Source organism: Alicyclobacillus sendaiensis NBRC 100866, from assembly GCF_001552675.1.
GTDB lineage: Bacteria > Bacillota > Bacilli > Alicyclobacillales > Alicyclobacillaceae > Alicyclobacillus > Alicyclobacillus sendaiensis.
In genome coordinates, this window is sequence record NZ_BCRQ01000014.1 from 19510 (window position 1) to 36952 (window position 17443).

Here is a 17443-nt window from a genome sequence, read left to right on the forward strand (position 1 = left end):
TGTTATTCGTTCTTCTCGCCGGGAATCCTGCTAGTTCGACTGTGAAAATGCGATTTTTGCCTCGTTCCAGTACGCGTCGAGCGCTTGGGGAGACACGGTTTCCCATGATTCCCCATTGGAGCGCAGCCGTTCCTCCACATACCGGAACCGGCGGACGAATCGGCGCGTCGCTTGGGACAGAACGGCCTCGGCGTCGAGATCCAGAAACCGGCACAGGTTGACCACAGCAAACAGCACATCCCCGGCCTCCGCGGCGAGCTTGGCGGCATCCCGTGGGTCCCGACGTCGCTCGATGTCAAGTTCATTCATTTCCTCTTTGACCTTCTGCCATACGTCGGCCTCGTCCGACCAGTCAAACCCGACTCTGGCCGCCGCCTTCTGGACCGCCTGCGCCACGGCGAGCGCCGGCCCGGCAAGCTTCACGCCTGACAAGGCGCTCTCTTCACGCTCTTCATTTCTACGCTCATCCCGTTTTACCTGCTCCCAAATGCCCCGAACATCGTCCGCCGTCTTCGCCACCTCGTCGCCAAACACGTGCGGGTGGCGGCGGACCAGCTTCGACGCGAGACCCTCGAACACGTCGCGCAGCGTGAACTCGCCCGCTTCCTCCGCGATGCGCGCGTGAAGGAGAATCTGCAGCAACAAATCCCCAAGCTCCTCGACGAGGTGATCCGGATGCCCCTCGTCGATGGCGTCCGCCACCTCGTAGGCCTCCTCGATGACATACTTGCGCAGCGATGCGTGCGTCTGTTTCCGATCCCACGGGCAGCCGTTCGGCCCTCGGAGCACCTCGACGATGCGCGGAGCCTCGTGCAGGTCCCGGTACAGCACGGCGGGGTCCTTCGCGGGCGGCACGTACAGCGTCGCGAGGTGATCGACCCACGCGAGGCGGTCGATCTCGTACAGCGGCACGCGCTCGATCCGCTCCTCGCCGCGGACGCCGGCCGCCCGGATCATCACCACCTCGTACTCGTCCGGGTAGAGCTCCATGAGGGTGAGCTTCACGTCGCTCGCCACGGCGCGATCGTACACCTGCGCGATGAAGGTGTGCAGCCGCGGGTTGAGCTGGTCGTGCCGAAGCGCCAAGGCGTCGAGCAGCAAAAGCCCCTCCACGGGGTCGATCCCGACCCGGGCCACGGCGAGATCGAGAAAACTCTGCCCTGGGCCAATCTCAATCTCGACGCCCGGGTGCGGCCGCGTCAACAGCATCTGCACCGCGCGCTCGGCGACGAGCGGGTGACCCGGCACGGCGTACACGACGTGCGGATGGTCCTGGGCGAGCTCGAGCAGGCGGGCGACGATGGCCTCGTAGACGGCGTCAAACGTGTCGCACGCCTCGTACAGATGGTCGCAGGTCTCGTAGGCGATGCCCAGCTCCTGAAGCCGCTTGGCGGCCGGATGTTCCTGTGTGCGAAGCACGACCGGAAAGCCGCGCCGCATGATCTCGTACGTGCCGAGCGGAATGCTGTCTGGGTCCCCGGGGCCCAATCCAACGATGTGCAGCATGCTCAATCCGCGTACCCCTCCATCGCAGACCGGTTTGATGAGTTGCCTTCGCCATCAGTATACCGCTCCAGATCCGCGCCGAAAGTGATGCGCCCGGCAGACGCGCGCCGCGCGCAAAAACGGCCTCCCGCACCCCTCTGGATCCCTCAGCGCGGGAGACCGTTGGCGGCGCGAGAGAGCCGGCCCAGACTGGCATCGATGGCACCCATGCATCCGAGTCGCACTTGCACACCTCATGAAGGTATGTTATTTTATGGATGGCACTTGTTCATTGCTCCATTTGTTTCCCCAAAAAGGCGGCGGCCGTTTCCGCCAGCTTGACCTCGGTCTCTCCCATCCGCACGCTCTCGTCGCGGGTGGCGAGGATGACCGCACCAATCGGATCGCCCGCAGCGATGATGGGCGCGATGACGCGCGCGCCGAACCGCTCTGGGCGGTCCCGCACGATGGCGTACTCCCCTGCCGTCGAATTGTGCACCGTCTTCCGCTCTTCCATGGCCTGTTCGACGTCTTCGCTCACAGGCTTGTCCAGAAACTCCTTCTTCTGCGCCCCTGACACGGCGATGATCACGTCGCGATCGGCAATCATTGCGATATGCCCCGTGTTTTCGGCCAGCGAATCGGCGTACTCCTTCGCAAAGTCCCCAAGCTCACCGATGGGCGAATACTTCTTCAGGATGACCTCGCCGTCGCGGTCCACGAATATCTCTAAGGGATCGCCTTCGCGAATGCGCAACGTCCGTCGAATTTCCTTCGGAATCACCACGCGACCGAGATCATCAATTCTCCGCACGATGCCTGTGGCTTTCAAAAAGATCCCTCACCCTCATGAAGTTTGGCGCAACGGAATCCGACGTGACTGTATTATGCGACTCGCCCAGATCCTCTATGCACCAACCAAGCCATGAGGGCCGCCCCGGCGGGCTCAGACGCCCGCCACCTCTTCCTGCTTTTTCGACTGCCGGATCATCTCCAGGTAGTCGGCCAAGAAGGCGATGAGCTTCCGGACGATCTCGTCCCCCTCCAGGCCCTTCGTGCGGAACGCCACGAACACCATGCCGTTCGGCCGCGAGGTGACCTGCGCCTTGTGCTTGACCGCCATGGACAGGAGCTTCGGATATTCGACGGGCGCTTGCTTCTCGTTCGGGAACCGGATCGTCGTGTCGGCGCCCTGGGTGGCGATGTGATCCGCGTGCGCCTGCATCGCGAGGCTCTTGAGCCTCGTCACGTCGAGCAGATTGCGCACTTCCTGGGGCGGATCGCCGTAGCGGTCGATGAGCTCGTCCTCGAGATCGTCCGCCTCGGACACGGCCTGGATGGCCCGGAACCGCTTGTACATGGCGACCTTCTGCGACGGATCGGAGATATAGCTGTCCGGAATATACGCCTCGACCGGCACGTCGATGGTCGGTTCCACGGGCTTCTCCAGCTGCTCGCCGCGGAGTTCGCGGATGGCCTGCTGCAGAAGTTCCGTGTACATGTCGAAGCCGACCGAGTTGATGAAGCCGTGCTGCTCGGCGCCGAGCAGGTTACCCGCGCCGCGGATGGACAAGTCGCGCATGGCGATCTTGAAGCCGCTGCCGAGCTCGGTGAACTCCTTGATGGCCGCCAGCCGCTTTTCCGCGACCTCCGACAGCACCTTGGCCGGCTGGTAGGTGAAATATGCGTACGCAATCCGGTTGGACCGGCCCACGCGGCCGCGCAGCTGATACAGCTGCGAGAGGCCGAATTTGTCGGCGTCGTACACAATCAAGGTGTTCACGTTCGGAATGTCGAGCCCCGTCTCGATGATGGTGGTGGTGACGAGCACATCGTACTCGCCCTCCAGAAAGTCGAGCATCACGCGCTCGAGCTCCGCCTCCGCCATCTGGCCGTGCGCCACGCTCACGCGCGCGTCGGGCACGAGCGACTGGACGCGCTCGGCCATGCGGTGAATGGTCTGGACGTCGTTGTACACGAAGTACACCTGTCCGCCGCGGGCGAGTTCGCGCTCAATGGCCTCTTTGACCAGGCCCTCGTTGTACTCCACGACGTACGTCTGCACCGGAAACCGGTTTTCGGGCGGCGTCTCGATGATGGACAAATCGCGCACGCCGAGCATGGACATGTGCAGGGTTCGCGGGATGGGCGTCGCGGTGAGCGTCAGACAATCGACGTTGGCGCGCAGCTGCTTCAGCTTCTCCTTGTGCGTCACGCCAAAGCGCTGCTCCTCGTCGACGATGAGCAGCCCCAGGTCCTTGAACTGCACCGAGTTCTGCAACAGCCGGTGCGTGCCGATGACGATGTCGATGGTCCCCTCCTTGAGGCCCTTCAACACCTCCTGCGTCTCCTTGCGCGTCCGAAAGCGGCTCAGCATCTCAATCTTCACGGGGAATCCAGCGAACCGCTCCTTGAACGTCTCGTAGTGCTGCTGGGCGAGGACCGTCGTCGGCACCAGCACCGCCACCTGTTTGCCGTCCATGACGGCCTTGAACGCCGCGCGCATCGCCACCTCGGTCTTGCCGTAGCCCACGTCGCCGCACAGGAGCCGATCCATCGGGCGCGGCTTCTCCATGTCCCGCTTGATCTCCGCGATGGCGCGAAGCTGATCCGGCGTCTCCTCGTACGGGAACATGTTTTCAAAGTCCGCCTGCCAGGGCGTGTCGGGCGAGAACGCGTGACCGGGCGTCGCCTCGCGCTTCGCGTAGAGCTTGAGGAGATCCCCCGCGATGTCGCGCACCGACTTCTTGACGCGGTTTTTCGTCTTCTGCCATTCGCTCGACCCCAGGCTGTGCAGCTTCGGCTCCTTCTCGCCCGATCCGATGTAGCGCTGGATCTGGTCGATCTGATCCACCGGCACGTACAGGCTGTCGCCGCCCGCATAGCTCAAGTACAAATAGTCGTTGCGCCGTCCGTCCACCTCGAGCGTCTTGATGCCCATGTAGCGGCCGATGCCGTGATTCACATGCACCACGTAGTCGCCGACGTTCAGCTCCTGGTAGCTCCGGATGCGCTCTGCGTCGGACACCTGCGCCCGCGTCTGGCGATGCTTGCGCTTCGCCGTGAACACCTCGCTCTCGACGATCACGGCGATGCGGTGCATGGGCAACTCAAACCCGCTCGACAGGTTGGCCACGACGATCTGCGGCACTTTCGATCCCGGCGTGAAGACCTCCACCTGGTCCGCCTGGATGCGGTAGTCGTCCAACACGCGCGCGAGGTGATCCGCCCGCTCCTTGGTCGCGGCCGCAAACACCACCTGCGTGTGCGCCTTCTCCCAGCGCGCGAGCTCCTGCTTCAGCACGTTTATCTGCCCGTGGAAATTCTGCATGCTGCGCGCGGAGATGTTGAGCACCTGCTGGTAGCGCTGGCTGCCCCTCGTGTGCGCAAACGTCGCAAAGTGGACCTTCGGCCGATTCAACTCCTGAAATTTCGCCTCGTAGTGAATGGCGTCGACCGTGCCCGAGAGCACCTCGCCCCGCATGATGGCGCCGGACAGCCACTCGCGAAACTCCTTCTCGAGCACCTCCGCCCGCTCCAGGATGCGCGCCGTCTCGTCGAAGCAGACGAACGCGGGCTGCGGGACGTGATCGAACAAGGTGTCCGCGTGATCCGGGTACAGAAGCTGATAACGCGCCACGCCGGCAAACGGCTGACCCTGTCGCAGCTTGCGGATGTCGGCAGTGATGGACTGCTCCAGCCGATCCCTGAGCGCCGCGTCCGTCACCGTCTTCAGCCTGGCTTCGAGCCGCACCTCGAGTTCATCCGCCACCTTGTCCGCGACGGGTTGCGGCAGCATCAGGTCAAACGCGGGGCCAAACGACACGGCGTCCCGCTTGTCCTGAGAGCGCTGCGTGGCCGGATCGAACGTGCGGATGGAGTCGATGTCCGTGTCAAACCACTCGATGCGGTACGGCAAATCGTGGTCGAGCGGATACACATCGAGGATGCCGCCGCGAACGCTGAATTGGCCGCGGCTCTCCACGAGGTTCACGCGCTCGTAACCACCGCGGACGAGCTGCGCCACCACGTCGTCGATGGGCTTGGTCTCTCCCACCGCAAGGCGCACCCGCGAGTGGAGAAAGTGATTCCGCTTCGTCACCGGCTGCCAGGCCGCGAGCAGGGTGGTGACCACGACAACAGGGCCCTCCTGCGCGAGGGCCTCTAGGACCTGCAGCCGATCCGCCAGCACGTCGGACGACGAGGCCAGGTAATCGACGAGCGCGTTGTCGCGCTCGGGATACAGGTAGACGCGCGCATCCGGCAGGTACTCCTTCAAGTCCTCCCAGATGGTCTGCGCGTGACTGGCCGTGTGCGTCACCACGATCATCGACTCTGGGAGACGGCGGTTGCGGAGGTGGTACAAGGCCGCCATGACGAGCTGCCGGCCGGCGCCGGTCACACCCGTGATGAGCATGTCGTTTCGCCGCGGCCCTATCCCGTCCGCGAAGGACGAAAGCGCCCCGTCCGCGGCCATAAGTTCGACGAGACCCTTCACCTTTTCCCCCTCCCAGCACACGCATGTACCTGGATTTATTGTATGATACTTCCTTCCAACAGCAGCTCGGGATGCATGGCGACGGCCTGCTCACAGGCGTCGCATACGGTCTGGATCTCAAACTGGTTGTCTCTGGGCCGGATGACGTCCCACTGGTGTTCCGGCTCGAGATGGTGCAAGCCAAGCCGCTCCATCGCGTCGCCGAGCGACCAGTGCGGCGCCTCCACCGCCCCAATTTTCTGTCTGCAGTAGCGGCAGACGTATTCGAAGCGCATCGGGATCGCCCCTTTGTCAGACATGGGTCAGACAAGTCTCCCCATAGTATGGAGACGAGATGCGCTTCCCATACCTCCACCGCTCGCGGCGGCGCGTCAAGCCCTCGCCGCCGCGTTGTAACGAGTCATGGCCTCGGCAAACCCGCGTTCGACAGCGTAGAGCGCGGCTTCCGCGGCCGTCTCGAGCGCCCGGCGGACGAGCGGCGCTTCCTCCGGTGAAAACGCTCCCAGCACGTACGGCACAATCGGCGCGCCTTTCGGAGGCCGGCCGATGCCGATGCGCACGCGCCCAAACTTCTCCGTGCCGAGCGACTCGATGATGGACTTGACGCCGTTGTGACCGCCCGCCGACCCCTGCGCCTTCAGGCGCACGACGCCCGGCGGAAAGTCCATGTCGTCGTAGAGGACCATGAGGTCCTCGGCCGGATCGATCCGATAATAGCGGACAATCTCACCCACGGAAAGGCCGCTTACGTTCATATACGTGTGCGGCTTCACCAACAGAACTTTCTCACCCGCGTAGCGCAGGTCGCCGACGAGCGCGTGGAAGTCGGCCTGATCCACGCGCACCGCGAGCTTTTCTGCCAAGATGTCGATGGCCATGAACCCGGCGTTGTGCCGAGTGCGCTCGTATTCGCGCCCCGGATTTCCGAGTCCCACGATGACTTTCAAGATCCGTCTCTCCTCAGTCGAACAGCTGACTCACGGAGCGCTGCGTGTGCACGCGGATGATGGCCTCCGCGATGAGTTCCGCCACCGACAGCACCTTGATTTTGTCGATCCGCTTGTGCTCGGGCAGCGCAATGGTGTTGGTGACGACCACCTCTTCGATGGCGGAGTTCTGCAGGCGCTCCACGCCTTGTCCCGAGAGCACCGGGTGAATGCAGCACGCGTACACGCCGCGCGCCCCCCGCTTCAAGAGCTCCGCCGCGCCCGCGGTGATGGTCCCCGCGGTGTCAATCATGTCGTCGATGAGGATGGCGGTCTTGCCCTCGATGTCGCCGATGATGTTCATCACCTGGGCCACGTTCGCGTCCGGACGCCGCTTGTCGATGATGGCGAGCGGCGCGCCGAGCCGCTCCGCAAACGCGCGCGCGCGCGTGACGCCGCCCATGTCCGGCGACACCACCACCGGGTTCTCAATTTGCTTGTCCAGAAAGTAGTCCGCCAGGATGGGCATTCCGATGAGGTGATCCACCGGAATGTCGAAGAAGCCCTGGATCTGGCCGGCGTGAAGGTCCATCGAGATGACGCGGCTCGCGCCGGCCGTCTGCAGGAGATTGGCGACGAGCTTCGCCGTGATGGGATCGCGCGCGCGGGCTTTGCGATCCTGGCGCGCATACCCATAGTACGGAATCACGACGTTGATGGTGCGGGCCGAGGCGCGCTTGACCGCGTCCATCAGGATGAGCAGTTCCATCAGGTGCTCGTTGACTGGCTGGCTCGTGGGTTGAATGATGAACACGTTTGCGCCGCGCACGCTCTCGCCCAGGCGGATACGGACCTCGCCGTCCGAAAACCGCCCGACTTGGCAGTCCGCCAGCGGGACTCCGATGTAGTCGGCAATTTCCTGCGCCAATGTCGGATTGGCATTTCCCGTGACGAGCTTCAAGTCGGCGTCAATGGCCACAATGGTTCCCGCCCTTCTCCGGATTCCGATTCTGCCTGCGCGCCTTCCACGCCCGGACGTAGTTCGGCTTCGTGGTCTGGGGGACGCGGCCAATGGCAAAGCCGTCGTCGCCGACGTCCTCGGTGACCGTCGTGCCGGCGACGACGTACGCGCCCTTGCCGATGGTCACCGGCGCGATGAGGTTCACGTTCGAGCCGATGAAGCTGTCATCGCCGATAACCGTGCGATGCTTGTGCTCGCCATCGTAGTTGACGGTGATGGCCCCGCAGCCGACGTTGACATTTTGGCCCACGTCGGCGTCGCCCACGTACGCCAGGTGGCTCACCTTGGTGTCATCGCCAATGCGGCTGTTTTTTACCTCGACGAAGTCGCCAATCTTCACCCGCCGCCCAATCTCCGCGCCGGGGCGCAGGTACGCAAACGGCCCGACTTCGGCATTCTCGCCGATGACCGCCTCGACCGCCACCGTGTACTGCACGCGCGCGCCCTCGCGGACGACGGTGTCCACGAGCCGCGTGTGCGGCCCGATGACCGCGCCCGTCGCGATGCGCGTGCGGCCCGCGAGCATCGTGCCCGGGAGCAACGTGACGTCCGGCGCGAGCTCCACGTCCGCCTCGATGTACGTGGCGCTCGGATCCACCACCGTGACCCCTTCCATCATCCAGCGGGTGAGGATGCGGCGCCTGCAGATGGCCTCGACGCGCGCGAGCTCCGCGCGATTGTTCACGCTCGCAATCTCGTCTTCGTCCTCCGCGATGTGGGCGATGACGCGCTCGCCGCGGCGAGAGAGAATGAGCGCCGTGTCCGTCAGGTAATATTCCCCCTGCGCGTTGTCGTTCTTGACCTCGCGCAGGGCCGCTTCCAGCGCGTCCCGCCGAAACGCGTAGATCCCCGTGTTGATGAGCCTGTGCGCGCGCTCCTCCGGCGTCGCATCCTTCTCCTCGACGATGCGCTCGATCTCGCCGCGCTCATTCAAAAAGACGCGGCCGAGCCCCTTCGGATTCGCGACTTCCGCCGCAAGCACGACGCAGGCTGCGCGGTTCTCCTCGCGCAGCCGCATGAGGTGCAAAATGGTCTCCGGCCGAATGAGCGGGGCGTCCCCGTATAAGACGACCACCGTCTCTGTATCGGAAGGGACGAGCGGCAGCGCCGCCCGTACGGCGTCTGCGGTACCGAGCTGCTTCTCCTGGACCGCGATTTGCGCGCGGCCGCGAATGGATGCCTCTACCTGTTCCCGATGTTGTCCTACCACCACCACGACTTGCCCCATCCCCGCCTCGCGGAGGCTGTCCAACAGGTGGTGAATCATGGGCTTCCCGCATACCGGGTGCAGCACCTTGTGGGTCTGTGATTTCATGCGTGTGCCGTGCCCCGCGGCCAGCACGACAGCGGTTTGCGCCATGCAATATCTCCTCCGAGCGCGCCGTGTATTTGCGCTCCCACAAATCTTGTCGCCCCAAAGTGTACCCGATGGGGGGGTGCATTTCAATTTGACAGGCCCGCGATCACAAAAAAGCCCTGACTTTCGCCAGGGACTTTTCACACAAGCTTCACATGGCCGAGTCGCGAAGCGGCTGCGAGTTCTCGGCTTCCGCCTCCTGCGCGCGATAGTACGCCGCGAGGACGGCCTCCTGGATCTTCTGGCGCGTGGCCGACGAAATGGGATGCGCAATATCCCGAAACTCGCCGTCCGGCGTCTTCTTGCTCGGCATCGCGACAAACATGCCGTTGTTGCCATCGATCACGCGGATGTCGTGGACGACGAACTCGCTGTCGATGGTAATGGACGCGATCGCCCTCATGCGGCCTTCACTCGATACCCGGCGAAGCCTTACATCGGTGATCTGCACCCTCTTCACCACCCTGATGTCGCGAATTGGTCACATCTGTCTTGCACGACCAATTCAACATCCGGGCGGCAAACTCCTGCACGGACCGTCATCATTTTTTCAAAAATTCGACCTCGTTCTCTGTTTCCGCTTGGCGCTCATTCACCTAGGTAGGCGACGAGCTCGATCTCGACCTTGGCGCCGCGTGGAAGCGCCGCCACCTGCACCGTCGAGCGAGCAGGCTTATGGCTGCCGAAGAACGCCTCGCACGCCTCGTTGACCACCTGGAATTCGGCGAGATCCGTCATGAAGATGGTGGCCTTGACGACCTGATTGCGCCGCGCGCCCGCCGCCGTGAGCACCGCGTCCAGGTTGCGGAACACCTGCTCCACCTGCTCCTTCACGCCGCCCTGCACCATCTCGCCGTCAGGCGTGAGCGGAATTTGGCCGGAGGTGTACACGAATCGGTCCACCTGGACCGCTTGAGAATACGGGCCGATGGCCTTCGGCGCCTGATCCGTGTGAATGATCTGCATGGACAAGACCTCCTCAATCGACATGGGTAGCGCGCCAAGCCAGCGCGCCGAGATTGGGGCGAACCTCAAAACCGCTCTCTCGCACCGGGCCTACCTCGATGAGCGCCACGTAATCCGCGACCATCTTCTGCGCGGGCTGCGACGTGGCCATAAAGACCGCCGTGCCGCAGACCTCGCCGCCAAACTCGCCAATGAGCTCGGCCACCGCCCGGGCCGTGGCTCCCGCGCGCATGAAGTCGTCCACGATGAGCGCCCGGGCGCCCCGCGGGACGAGCCGGGTGCTCAAGGACATGGTCTGAATGCGCTTCGCCGACCCGGACACGTAGTGCGTTGTGAGCGATGCGCCCTCGGTCACGCGCTGCTCGCGCCGGACGATCGCGAGCGGCGCGTGCAGGTACCTCGCGGCGCTCGCGGCGAGCGGGATCCCCTTCGTCTCGACCGTCACCACCACCTCGACGCCCGCGTGGGCGAATCGGCTCGCCACCATGGCGCCCGCCGTGTCGATCACGTCCGGATCGCCCAACACATCCGACGCATACAGGAACTCGCCCGCGATGACGCGATCCGGCGAGGCGAGCCGGCGCGCAACATCCCACAGAAAGGCTTCGGCGCGCTCCCGATCCACCTGGGGCACAAAGCGCACGCCGCCTTGAGCCCCGACGAGCGTCTCCACCCTGCCGGCGCCGTCATCGGCGAGCACTTCGCGGACGAGCTGCACGTCCTCGCTCAGCGTGGACTTGGCCACGCCCCACGCCTCGGCCAGCGCTGAGATGCCAATGGGCGCCATGGGGCGCTCGAGGAGCCGGCGGGTCAGCCGGATGAGCCGTTCATGCCGCTGCATGGCCCGCCTCCTTAGCTGCGCGCGTGTGCTTGGGCGTAGCCGCCCACAAACCGGCACACGTATACGTCTTTCATGATACCCCGGAGCGCGTTGTACAGCCGCTGCGCGTGGGTATGAACCGGCGTCAGCACGAACATCGTGGGCCCCGACCCTGACATGTGCACAGGCCGCTGCGCGATGGAGGTCACCCGCTCCTTGAGCGCCCGCAGCTCCGGATAAAGGCTGAGGGTGACGCGCTCCAGGGCGTTGTGCACGAGCGCAACCGCCCGCTCGTGGTCCCCTTCCGCCAGGCAGCGCACCATCTCCTCGCTGCGCGGGGACGAGCTGAAATCGGAAGGTTCAAGGCCGCGGTAGACGTCCGCAGTTGAGACGAAGAGGCGCGGGTGCAACAGCACCGCATACATGGCCGGGACGTGCGGATAGCGCGTCACGCGTTCGCCCCGCCCGCGCGCGATGGCGAGCCCGCCATGGACGCAGTAGGGGACATCGGATCCCACCTCCGCGCCGATGTCCGCGAGTTCGTCCAAGGAGAGCCCCGCGCCTGCCAACTGATTTAGCCCGCGCAAAACAGCCGCGGCGTCGCTCGACCCGCCGGCGAGCCCCGCGGCGACAGGAATGTGCTTTTCCAGCTGAATGTGCACGCCACCCGGAAAGCCCGTGCGGCGCTTGAACGCCTGCGCTGCCTGCACGCACAGGTTCCGCTCGTCCATTGGCACCGAGGACGACGTGCTCTCCATGGTGATCTCGCCGTCGTCTCGCGCCTCAAGCCAGATGACATCCGACAGGTCCACCGTCTGCATGACCATGTCGACCTCGTGATAGCCGTCGTCGCGGCGCCCAAGGACATCCAGGGTCAGGTTGATCTTCGCGTACGCGCGTTGAAACAACAAAGCGCCCCACCTCGACTAGGATTAGCATGCCGAGGCGGCAAGACATTGTCAAGGATCACAGCATGGCGAGCCGCTCGCCCGCGGCTTCCGCCACAACCTTGTGCCACGGCCGTGCGCCGAGCTCCTCAAGCGCCTCCTTGAGCGGCGTGAGCCGCTCGTAAAACACGCAGGCGATGTCCTCCGGCCCGAGCCCCCGCGCGGCGATGTGTGTGGCCTCTCGCTCGTCCAGGATCACCGCTACCTTTTTGTCCGGACACGCCCTCAAAATGGACGAAGATAAGAGGCGCGCGATCTCGCCGGGCGCCCGCCCGCGCAAATCAGCGTCCTCTTTCACAATGAATTCGTCGAACCACGGCGCGAGAGCACGCCCCGCCTCCTCCACGACGTGATTGGCCCGGTCCCCCGGAACACCCACCACACCGACGCGGCGCCTACAGGCGAGCGCCTGGAGCCAACGCCCAACCTCGCGGAAGCCGGCCGGGTTATGGCCGTAGTCCAGCACGACGCGCGCGCCGTTCGGGAGCACGTACATCTCGAGCCTGCCGGCGTTCTGCTCGGGAGAAAACGTCGCGAGCGCCTTGGCAACGGTGGATACGGGTAGCCCCGCCGCGCGCATGGCGGCCGCCGCCAACGCCGCGTTTTCGACGTGAAAGCGCGCGAGGCCGCCCAGGCAGAGAGGAATTTGTTCGACGGCGAGGATGGGCCGCTGCGCGCCGCCCTGCCATTCGTAAAGCACACCGTCCGAAATGACCACCGCCATGCCGCCTGCCTGCACGTGCCGCGCGACGTGCGGGTTTTCCGGAACCTGCGACACGAGCACGAGCGGCGCGCGAAAGCGCGGCGCCAGGGCGAGGACACGGGGATCGTCCGCGTTCAGGACCACCGCGCCGTCGTCGCGGACGCACTCCCCGACCAGCGCTTTCACAAAGGCGATGTCGTCGATGGACTCGAGCCCGTCCTGGCCGACGTGATCGAGCGACAGGTTGGTGATGACCCCGACGTCCGCGACATCGTAGGCGAGCCCGCCGCGCACAATCCCGCCGCGCGCCGTCTCGAGCACGGCCACTTCGACGCGCGGGTTCGAGAGCACAAGCCGCGCGCTCCTGGGCCCCGTCGTGTCGCCCTTTAGCACGCACTCTCCCCCGATGTACACGCCGCCGGTGGTCGTGAGCCCGACCGTCTTCCCGGCGAGGGCGAACCCGTGGGCGACGAGCCTCGCCGTGGTCGTCTTGCCGTTGGTTCCCGTGATGGACACGATGGGAATCCGGCCGTCCGATCCGGCCGGAAACAAGGACTCCACAATGGCTTCCGCAGCCCGGCGCGGCGAGCCGCTCGACGGGTGCTCGTGCATGCGAATGCCGGGGCAAGCGTTCACCTCAATCACCGCCCATCCGCCAGTGTCCGCGGGTGCGGTGAGCGAGGGGACGACGAGATCGACGCCGCACACGTCGAGCCCCACGGCCTCGGCGGCCCGCTCGGCGATGCGCAAGTAGGAGGGATGCAACACGTCCGTCACGTCGCGCGCCTCGCCGCCCGTCGAGAGGTTGGCGCTCTCGCGCAGCGCCACCCGCTCGCCGGCTTGCGGTACGGACTCGGGCGACATACCCTGGCGCAGAAGCACTTGGCGCGCGATCTCGTCAATGGCAATCTTGGTCAGCGGCTTCTCGTGGCCCTCGCCGCGGCGCGGATCGCGGTTGACGAGATCGACCAGTTCACGGACCGTGTGCACGCCGTCTCCCTCGACGTACGCGGGCTCGCGCACGGACGCAGCGACGGCGCGGCCTTCGACGACCAGCACGCGCACATTCTCGCCCGGCACGTAGGCCTCGACAATGACCTCCGGCGCGTACCGGTTGGCCTCGCGAAATGCGGCGCGCACCTCAGCGTCGGACTCGAGGCGCAGCGATACGCCCTGCCCTTGGCGCGCGTCGAGCGGCTTGACGACGGCGGGACCGCCGAGGTGGCGCCAGAGGAGAACGGCCTCGTCCTCGTCCGTCGCCACCCCGCCCGGCGGCACGGCGAGCCCTGCCTCTTCGAGCAGATGCTTGGTCAGCGCCTTGTCGCTCGCGATGTCGGCCGCGACGCACGATGTCCGGTCGGTGAGGGTGGCCTCGATGCGCTTTCGGTGCACGCCGTAGCCGAGCTCGAGGAAGCTCGCCTGCAGTCGCCGGACGGGGATGTTGCGCCGCCGGCACGCGTCCACGATGGCCTGCGTGCTCGGGCCGAGGCGGTCGTCCTCGTACAGCCTCGCGATTTCCCGAATCAGGGCATCGAGATTTCCCGGATGGCGACCTTCTGCGAGCGAGGTCACCACGTCGAGAGCGGCCTCGAGCGCGCGGCGCTGCGCGGGGTAGGACGCACACTCGATAGCCACGTCGTACAGCCCCGGCCGCCCCGCGTACACGGTCTTGCCGTAGTTGGCCGGAATGCCTGCGAGATGGCCGATTTCGATGGCCACGTGTTCGCAGATGTGGCCGAAATAGGTGCCATCCTCCAGGCGCTCGATGAAGCCGCCCGGCCGGCCCTTGGCGCAGTGGTGTTGACGCAGACCAGGAAAATGGTGCAAGAGGCGCTCTCCGAATCCGGGGATGTCGATGCTCTCTTTGCCTGTATACGGCCCGAGGTCCAACCGGGCCAGGAGAATGGGGCGGTACGTGAAGATGTTGGGCCCCTCGATGAAGCGAATGCGCACGATGTTCATGAGGATAGCTCCTTCTGGCGAAGCCAGTGTGGAAAGTCGGGAATGGGCCTGCGCTCGTGGAGCAAAAACCCGCAGCCCTCCGGCAACGTGTGCAGCTTCACGTCGCAAAGCGCCAGCGATTCGTCCCGGCGAATGCGGTCGAGGTTGGAATAGGTGGCGCCGCCTGCATCGACGACGCTCACCGCGCCGCGGCCGATGACCTCGAGCACCTGCCCCTCGTGCACCACGACGGCCGTGTCTTCGTCGATGCCGAGCCCCAGGTGGTGGGGGTACTGGGCCACGGCGGACAGCAGCCTGCCAAGTCTGCCGCGCTGGGCAAAGTGCTGATCGATCACGCAACCCTCGAGAAACTCCATGCCGGGCGCCATGCGCACAATAGAGGGGCGGGGATTGGTCTCGCCCTCGCCCTCGACAATCATGGTGCTCGACATCATGGAGGCGCCTGCGCTCGTCCCGCCGAGCACGACGCCGCCCCGGTGCGCCTCATGCAGCGCCGAATCCACCTTCGTTCCGCCCAGGAGCTTCGTGATGCGCTCCTGTTCTCCCCCCGTGAAGAAAATGCACGTCGCCTGCGCAATCATCTGAACCGCGCTGTCGCGGTTCGCGGCATCGCGGGTGGACACGTCGAACGTGCGCACGTCGTCCACCCCGAGGCGGTGAAACACATCCACGTATTCCGCGCCCACCTCGACCGGGGTTTTCGTGGCCACGGTGATGACGAGCACCCGCGCGCGTTTGCCGCCGCCGAGATCGAGAAATCGGCGCAAAATGCGGCATTCGCCCACCTTGTCCTCCGCGCCGCCGATGATGACGAGAGGTCCTTTCTGCCCCAATCGCACGCCCTCCCAGAGATTGGTCAGATCATCCAGTTACTCTTCCCGAAATACGTGGCCAACATGCGAACGCCAACAAAGGGCGGCCGGGATGATCCCAGCCGCCCTCGGTCACCTCTGCCCGGACTTCTCAGCCAACGCTTGCTCTGCGATCTCGATGGCGCGTTTCACCATGTTTCCGGCGTCGCGCGCCTTGATCCCGCCCCAGCCTTCGCGCTGGACCGTGTCGTAGAACCCGAGCTCCTTGGCCAGTTCCACCTTGAACGCATCTGACATGGTGCTTCTGCGCCGTGCCATGCCAAATCCCTCCCTGGGTCAGAGGCGACACCCTTACAATGCGCAGGAGGGGCGTGTTCTATGCGGCTTTCACGCCGCGGGTGCCGGCCTTACCGACCACAAAAAAGGGCAAGGCCATTCGCCTCACCCTGGACATTTTCATCCTGTTCCATCTATGTGACGAGGCCTGTCCTCACAGAGACCCCGGTCCATCTTCGAGGTTCAGTGTTCGACCACGAACTTGGTGGTGTTCCCGTCCTTCTTGCACAGCATCAGCTCGACGGTCTCGGTCAGCACGTCCGCGTAGCTGTACGAGACGCGCTCAAACGATCCGTCCGGCGGGTCCAGCTTGACGACGAACACCGACGGATACGTCTCTTCGAGAACCCCGAAGCGCTCAATGGTTTTGCGCCTGCCTCCGTTTGCGCGGAGCAACACGCGTTCACCGACGAGTCCATCCAGACTCTTCTTAATTTCGTGGAGCGCATTCCTGGCCAACACACACCACCTCTTTCCGCGCTTCATTATATCACCGCACGGAACGGGGTGTCAAGGAAATCAGATGATTATATCAGCGCATGTTTTTCGGTGTCAATGGGTATTTTACGGGGATCCGCAGCGAGTAGGGCGGAATTCGGCGCCCACGAGGCACCGCCGCGGGCCTTCGTCGGGACGTCGCCCGCGGCCTGGACACACCGGATGCCGCGCAGGGCCTCAGTACATGGACTTCGGCAGACCGAGCCGGTACTTGCCGCGCGACTCCAGCCCGCCGATCCCGTCCGTTCCCGTGTAGGTGGACTTCACGGCGTCGTACAAATTGACCGTCTCGTGAATCGGCGTGAACGCCACCTTCTCGGCGATGAAGACGGGATCGAGCGCGTGGATCATGATCCGCTGCGGAGACGAGGCGAAGTTTGCGCCCGCCTCGATGAGCGCCTCGAAATGCGATTGACACGCCCCGGCGATGATGACGAGATCGTCCATGTTCCGCACGTGTTTTCGGGCATTCGCGACCGTCTTCACGAAGTTTTGCGAGTTCCGGTAGTTCTTGATGTCGGACCAGTCCTTGCCCTTGCGGATGACGCCGTCGTGACCGGTGATGATGAGGATATCCGGCGCATACGTCTCGAGCAGGTGCACCACTTTTCGCGGCATTTCGGATTCCTCCACGTGCTGGCCGACGGCGCGAATGCCGAGCTCCTCGTACATGGCGAGGCACTTCTGCAGGTAGGTGCCGTCGCCGTCGAGGTGAAGCACGGTGCCGGGGCGCTCAAAGAAGTCCGGATTCGCCCGGTACCGGGCTTCCTTCCTGAGCCGTCGCTTCTCCGAGTCGTGAGCGCGGCGGGATCGGATGATGCGAAGGCACTCCCCGACGACCTGCGTGCGCATGGCCTCGAACGCGCGCATGTCCTCCTCGGTGACCGGGGCGAGATCGTCAAACGGCGCGTCGGCCATGAGGCGGACGTCCAGTCCCTTGAGGATGGCGGTCTCGGAGCTTGCGTCCAATTCCACAATCACGAAGCAGATGTCGTGGCCGTACGATCGACGCGTGACTTTGTCGCCGATGTGCCACACCGTCATCGCCTCCCTTGGCGGGCTCTAGACTACGGTATGCGGCGCGGAGGCTTCGTGATCCCGGGAGATGGAAA

General features: G+C 64.8%; 16 protein-coding genes. All 16 read right to left on the reverse strand.

Going from position 1 to position 17443, the window contains the following annotated elements:
- Positions 1-30: 30 nt before the first annotated feature.
- The 16 genes from yabN to yabG all read right to left on the reverse strand — a co-directional run bounded on the left by yabN (position 31) and on the right by yabG (position 17375).
- Entirely contained in the window at positions 31-1512 is a 1482-nt protein-coding gene (gene yabN, locus AS26_RS04430) for a bifunctional methyltransferase/pyrophosphohydrolase YabN (protein ID WP_062306443.1), read from the reverse strand.
- A gap of 262 nt (positions 1513-1774) precedes the next feature.
- Positions 1775-2317 carry a stage V sporulation protein T gene (gene spoVT, locus AS26_RS04435; protein WP_062306445.1) on the reverse strand — a complete coding sequence of 181 codons (543 nt, stop codon included), beginning with the start codon at positions 2315-2317 and terminating at the stop codon, positions 1775-1777.
- Between the two features lie 114 nt (positions 2318-2431).
- On the reverse strand, positions 2432-5983 hold the full coding sequence (gene mfd / locus AS26_RS04440; protein WP_062306447.1) for a transcription-repair coupling factor: 3552 nt from the start codon (positions 5981-5983) through the stop codon (positions 2432-2434).
- A gap of 35 nt (positions 5984-6018) precedes the next feature.
- Positions 6019-6282 (reverse strand): anti-sigma-F factor Fin, encoded by a 264-nt coding sequence (locus AS26_RS04445; RefSeq protein WP_245629611.1) that lies wholly within the window; start codon positions 6280-6282, stop codon positions 6019-6021.
- Positions 6283-6354: 72 nt separating this feature from the next.
- Positions 6355-6930 (reverse strand): aminoacyl-tRNA hydrolase, encoded by a 576-nt coding sequence (gene pth, locus AS26_RS04450; RefSeq protein ID WP_062306451.1) that lies wholly within the window; start codon positions 6928-6930, stop codon positions 6355-6357.
- 13 nt (positions 6931-6943) lie between these two features.
- Positions 6944-7888 (reverse strand): ribose-phosphate diphosphokinase, encoded by a 945-nt coding sequence (locus AS26_RS04455; RefSeq protein WP_062306453.1) that lies wholly within the window; start codon positions 7886-7888, stop codon positions 6944-6946.
- Positions 7878-9290, reverse strand: coding sequence for a bifunctional UDP-N-acetylglucosamine diphosphorylase/glucosamine-1-phosphate N-acetyltransferase GlmU (glmU, locus tag AS26_RS04460; protein ID WP_062306455.1), 1413 nt, complete (start codon positions 9288-9290; stop codon positions 7878-7880). Before glmU ends, AS26_RS04455 begins: the two co-directional genes overlap by 11 nt.
- Positions 9291-9438: 148 nt before the next feature.
- Positions 9439-9738 carry a septation regulator SpoVG gene (gene spoVG, locus AS26_RS04465; protein ID WP_062306465.1) on the reverse strand — a complete coding sequence of 100 codons (300 nt, stop codon included), beginning with the start codon at positions 9736-9738 and terminating at the stop codon, positions 9439-9441.
- 137 nt (positions 9739-9875) lie between these two features.
- The gene (locus tag AS26_RS04470) at positions 9876-10253 is read right to left on the reverse strand and encodes a RidA family protein (protein ID WP_062306468.1); all 378 of its coding nucleotides are present in this window, start codon (positions 10251-10253) and stop codon (positions 9876-9878) included.
- Positions 10254-10266: 13 nt separating this feature from the next.
- Positions 10267-11094 carry a pur operon repressor gene (gene purR, locus AS26_RS04475; protein WP_062306469.1) on the reverse strand — a complete coding sequence of 276 codons (828 nt, stop codon included), beginning with the start codon at positions 11092-11094 and terminating at the stop codon, positions 10267-10269.
- Positions 11095-11105: 11 nt separating this feature from the next.
- The gene (gene ispE / locus AS26_RS04480; protein WP_062306471.1) at positions 11106-11984 is read right to left on the reverse strand and encodes a 4-(cytidine 5'-diphospho)-2-C-methyl-D-erythritol kinase; all 879 of its coding nucleotides are present in this window, start codon (positions 11982-11984) and stop codon (positions 11106-11108) included.
- Positions 11985-12039: 55 nt separating this feature from the next.
- Entirely contained in the window at positions 12040-14685 is a 2646-nt protein-coding gene (gene cphA, locus AS26_RS04485) for a cyanophycin synthetase (protein WP_062306474.1), read from the reverse strand.
- A complete protein-coding gene (locus AS26_RS04490; RefSeq protein WP_062306476.1) occupies positions 14682-15518 on the reverse strand; it encodes a cyanophycinase in 837 nt (278 codons plus the stop codon). The genes cphA and AS26_RS04490 overlap by 4 nt, the downstream gene beginning before the upstream one ends.
- Positions 15519-15629: 111 nt before the next feature.
- Positions 15630-15815 (reverse strand): small, acid-soluble spore protein, alpha/beta type, encoded by a 186-nt coding sequence (locus tag AS26_RS04495; protein ID WP_169304837.1) that lies wholly within the window; start codon positions 15813-15815, stop codon positions 15630-15632.
- A gap of 201 nt (positions 15816-16016) precedes the next feature.
- On the reverse strand, positions 16017-16292 hold the full coding sequence (veg, locus tag AS26_RS04500; RefSeq protein ID WP_062306479.1) for a biofilm formation stimulator Veg: 276 nt from the start codon (positions 16290-16292) through the stop codon (positions 16017-16019).
- 216 nt (positions 16293-16508) lie between these two features.
- Positions 16509-17375: a sporulation peptidase YabG gene (gene yabG / locus AS26_RS04505; protein WP_245629613.1), complete on the reverse strand. Its 867-nt coding sequence runs from the start codon at positions 17373-17375 to the stop codon at positions 16509-16511.
- Between the last annotated feature and the right edge of the window lie 68 nt (positions 17376-17443).

Coding starts and splice junctions, on each gene's coding strand:
- AS26_RS04445 (WP_245629611.1), bottom strand. CDS start 6,282: ATGTCTGACAAAGGGGCGATCCCGATGCGCTTCGAATACGTCTGCCGC.
- glmU (WP_062306455.1), bottom strand. CDS start 9,290: ATGGCGCAAACCGCTGTCGTGCTGGCCGCGGGGCACGGCACACGCATG.
- AS26_RS04470 (WP_062306468.1), bottom strand. CDS start 10,253: ATGCAGATCATTCACACGGATCAGGCGCCGAAGGCCATCGGCCCGTAT.
- purR (WP_062306469.1), bottom strand. CDS start 11,094: ATGCAGCGGCATGAACGGCTCATCCGGCTGACCCGCCGGCTCCTCGAG.
- cphA (WP_062306474.1), bottom strand. CDS start 14,685: ATGAACATCGTGCGCATTCGCTTCATCGAGGGGCCCAACATCTTCACG.
- AS26_RS04495 (WP_169304837.1), bottom strand. CDS start 15,815: ATGGCACGGCGCAGAAGCACCATGTCAGATGCGTTCAAGGTGGAACTG.
- yabG (WP_245629613.1), bottom strand. CDS start 17,375: ATGACGGTGTGGCACATCGGCGACAAAGTCACGCGTCGATCGTACGGC.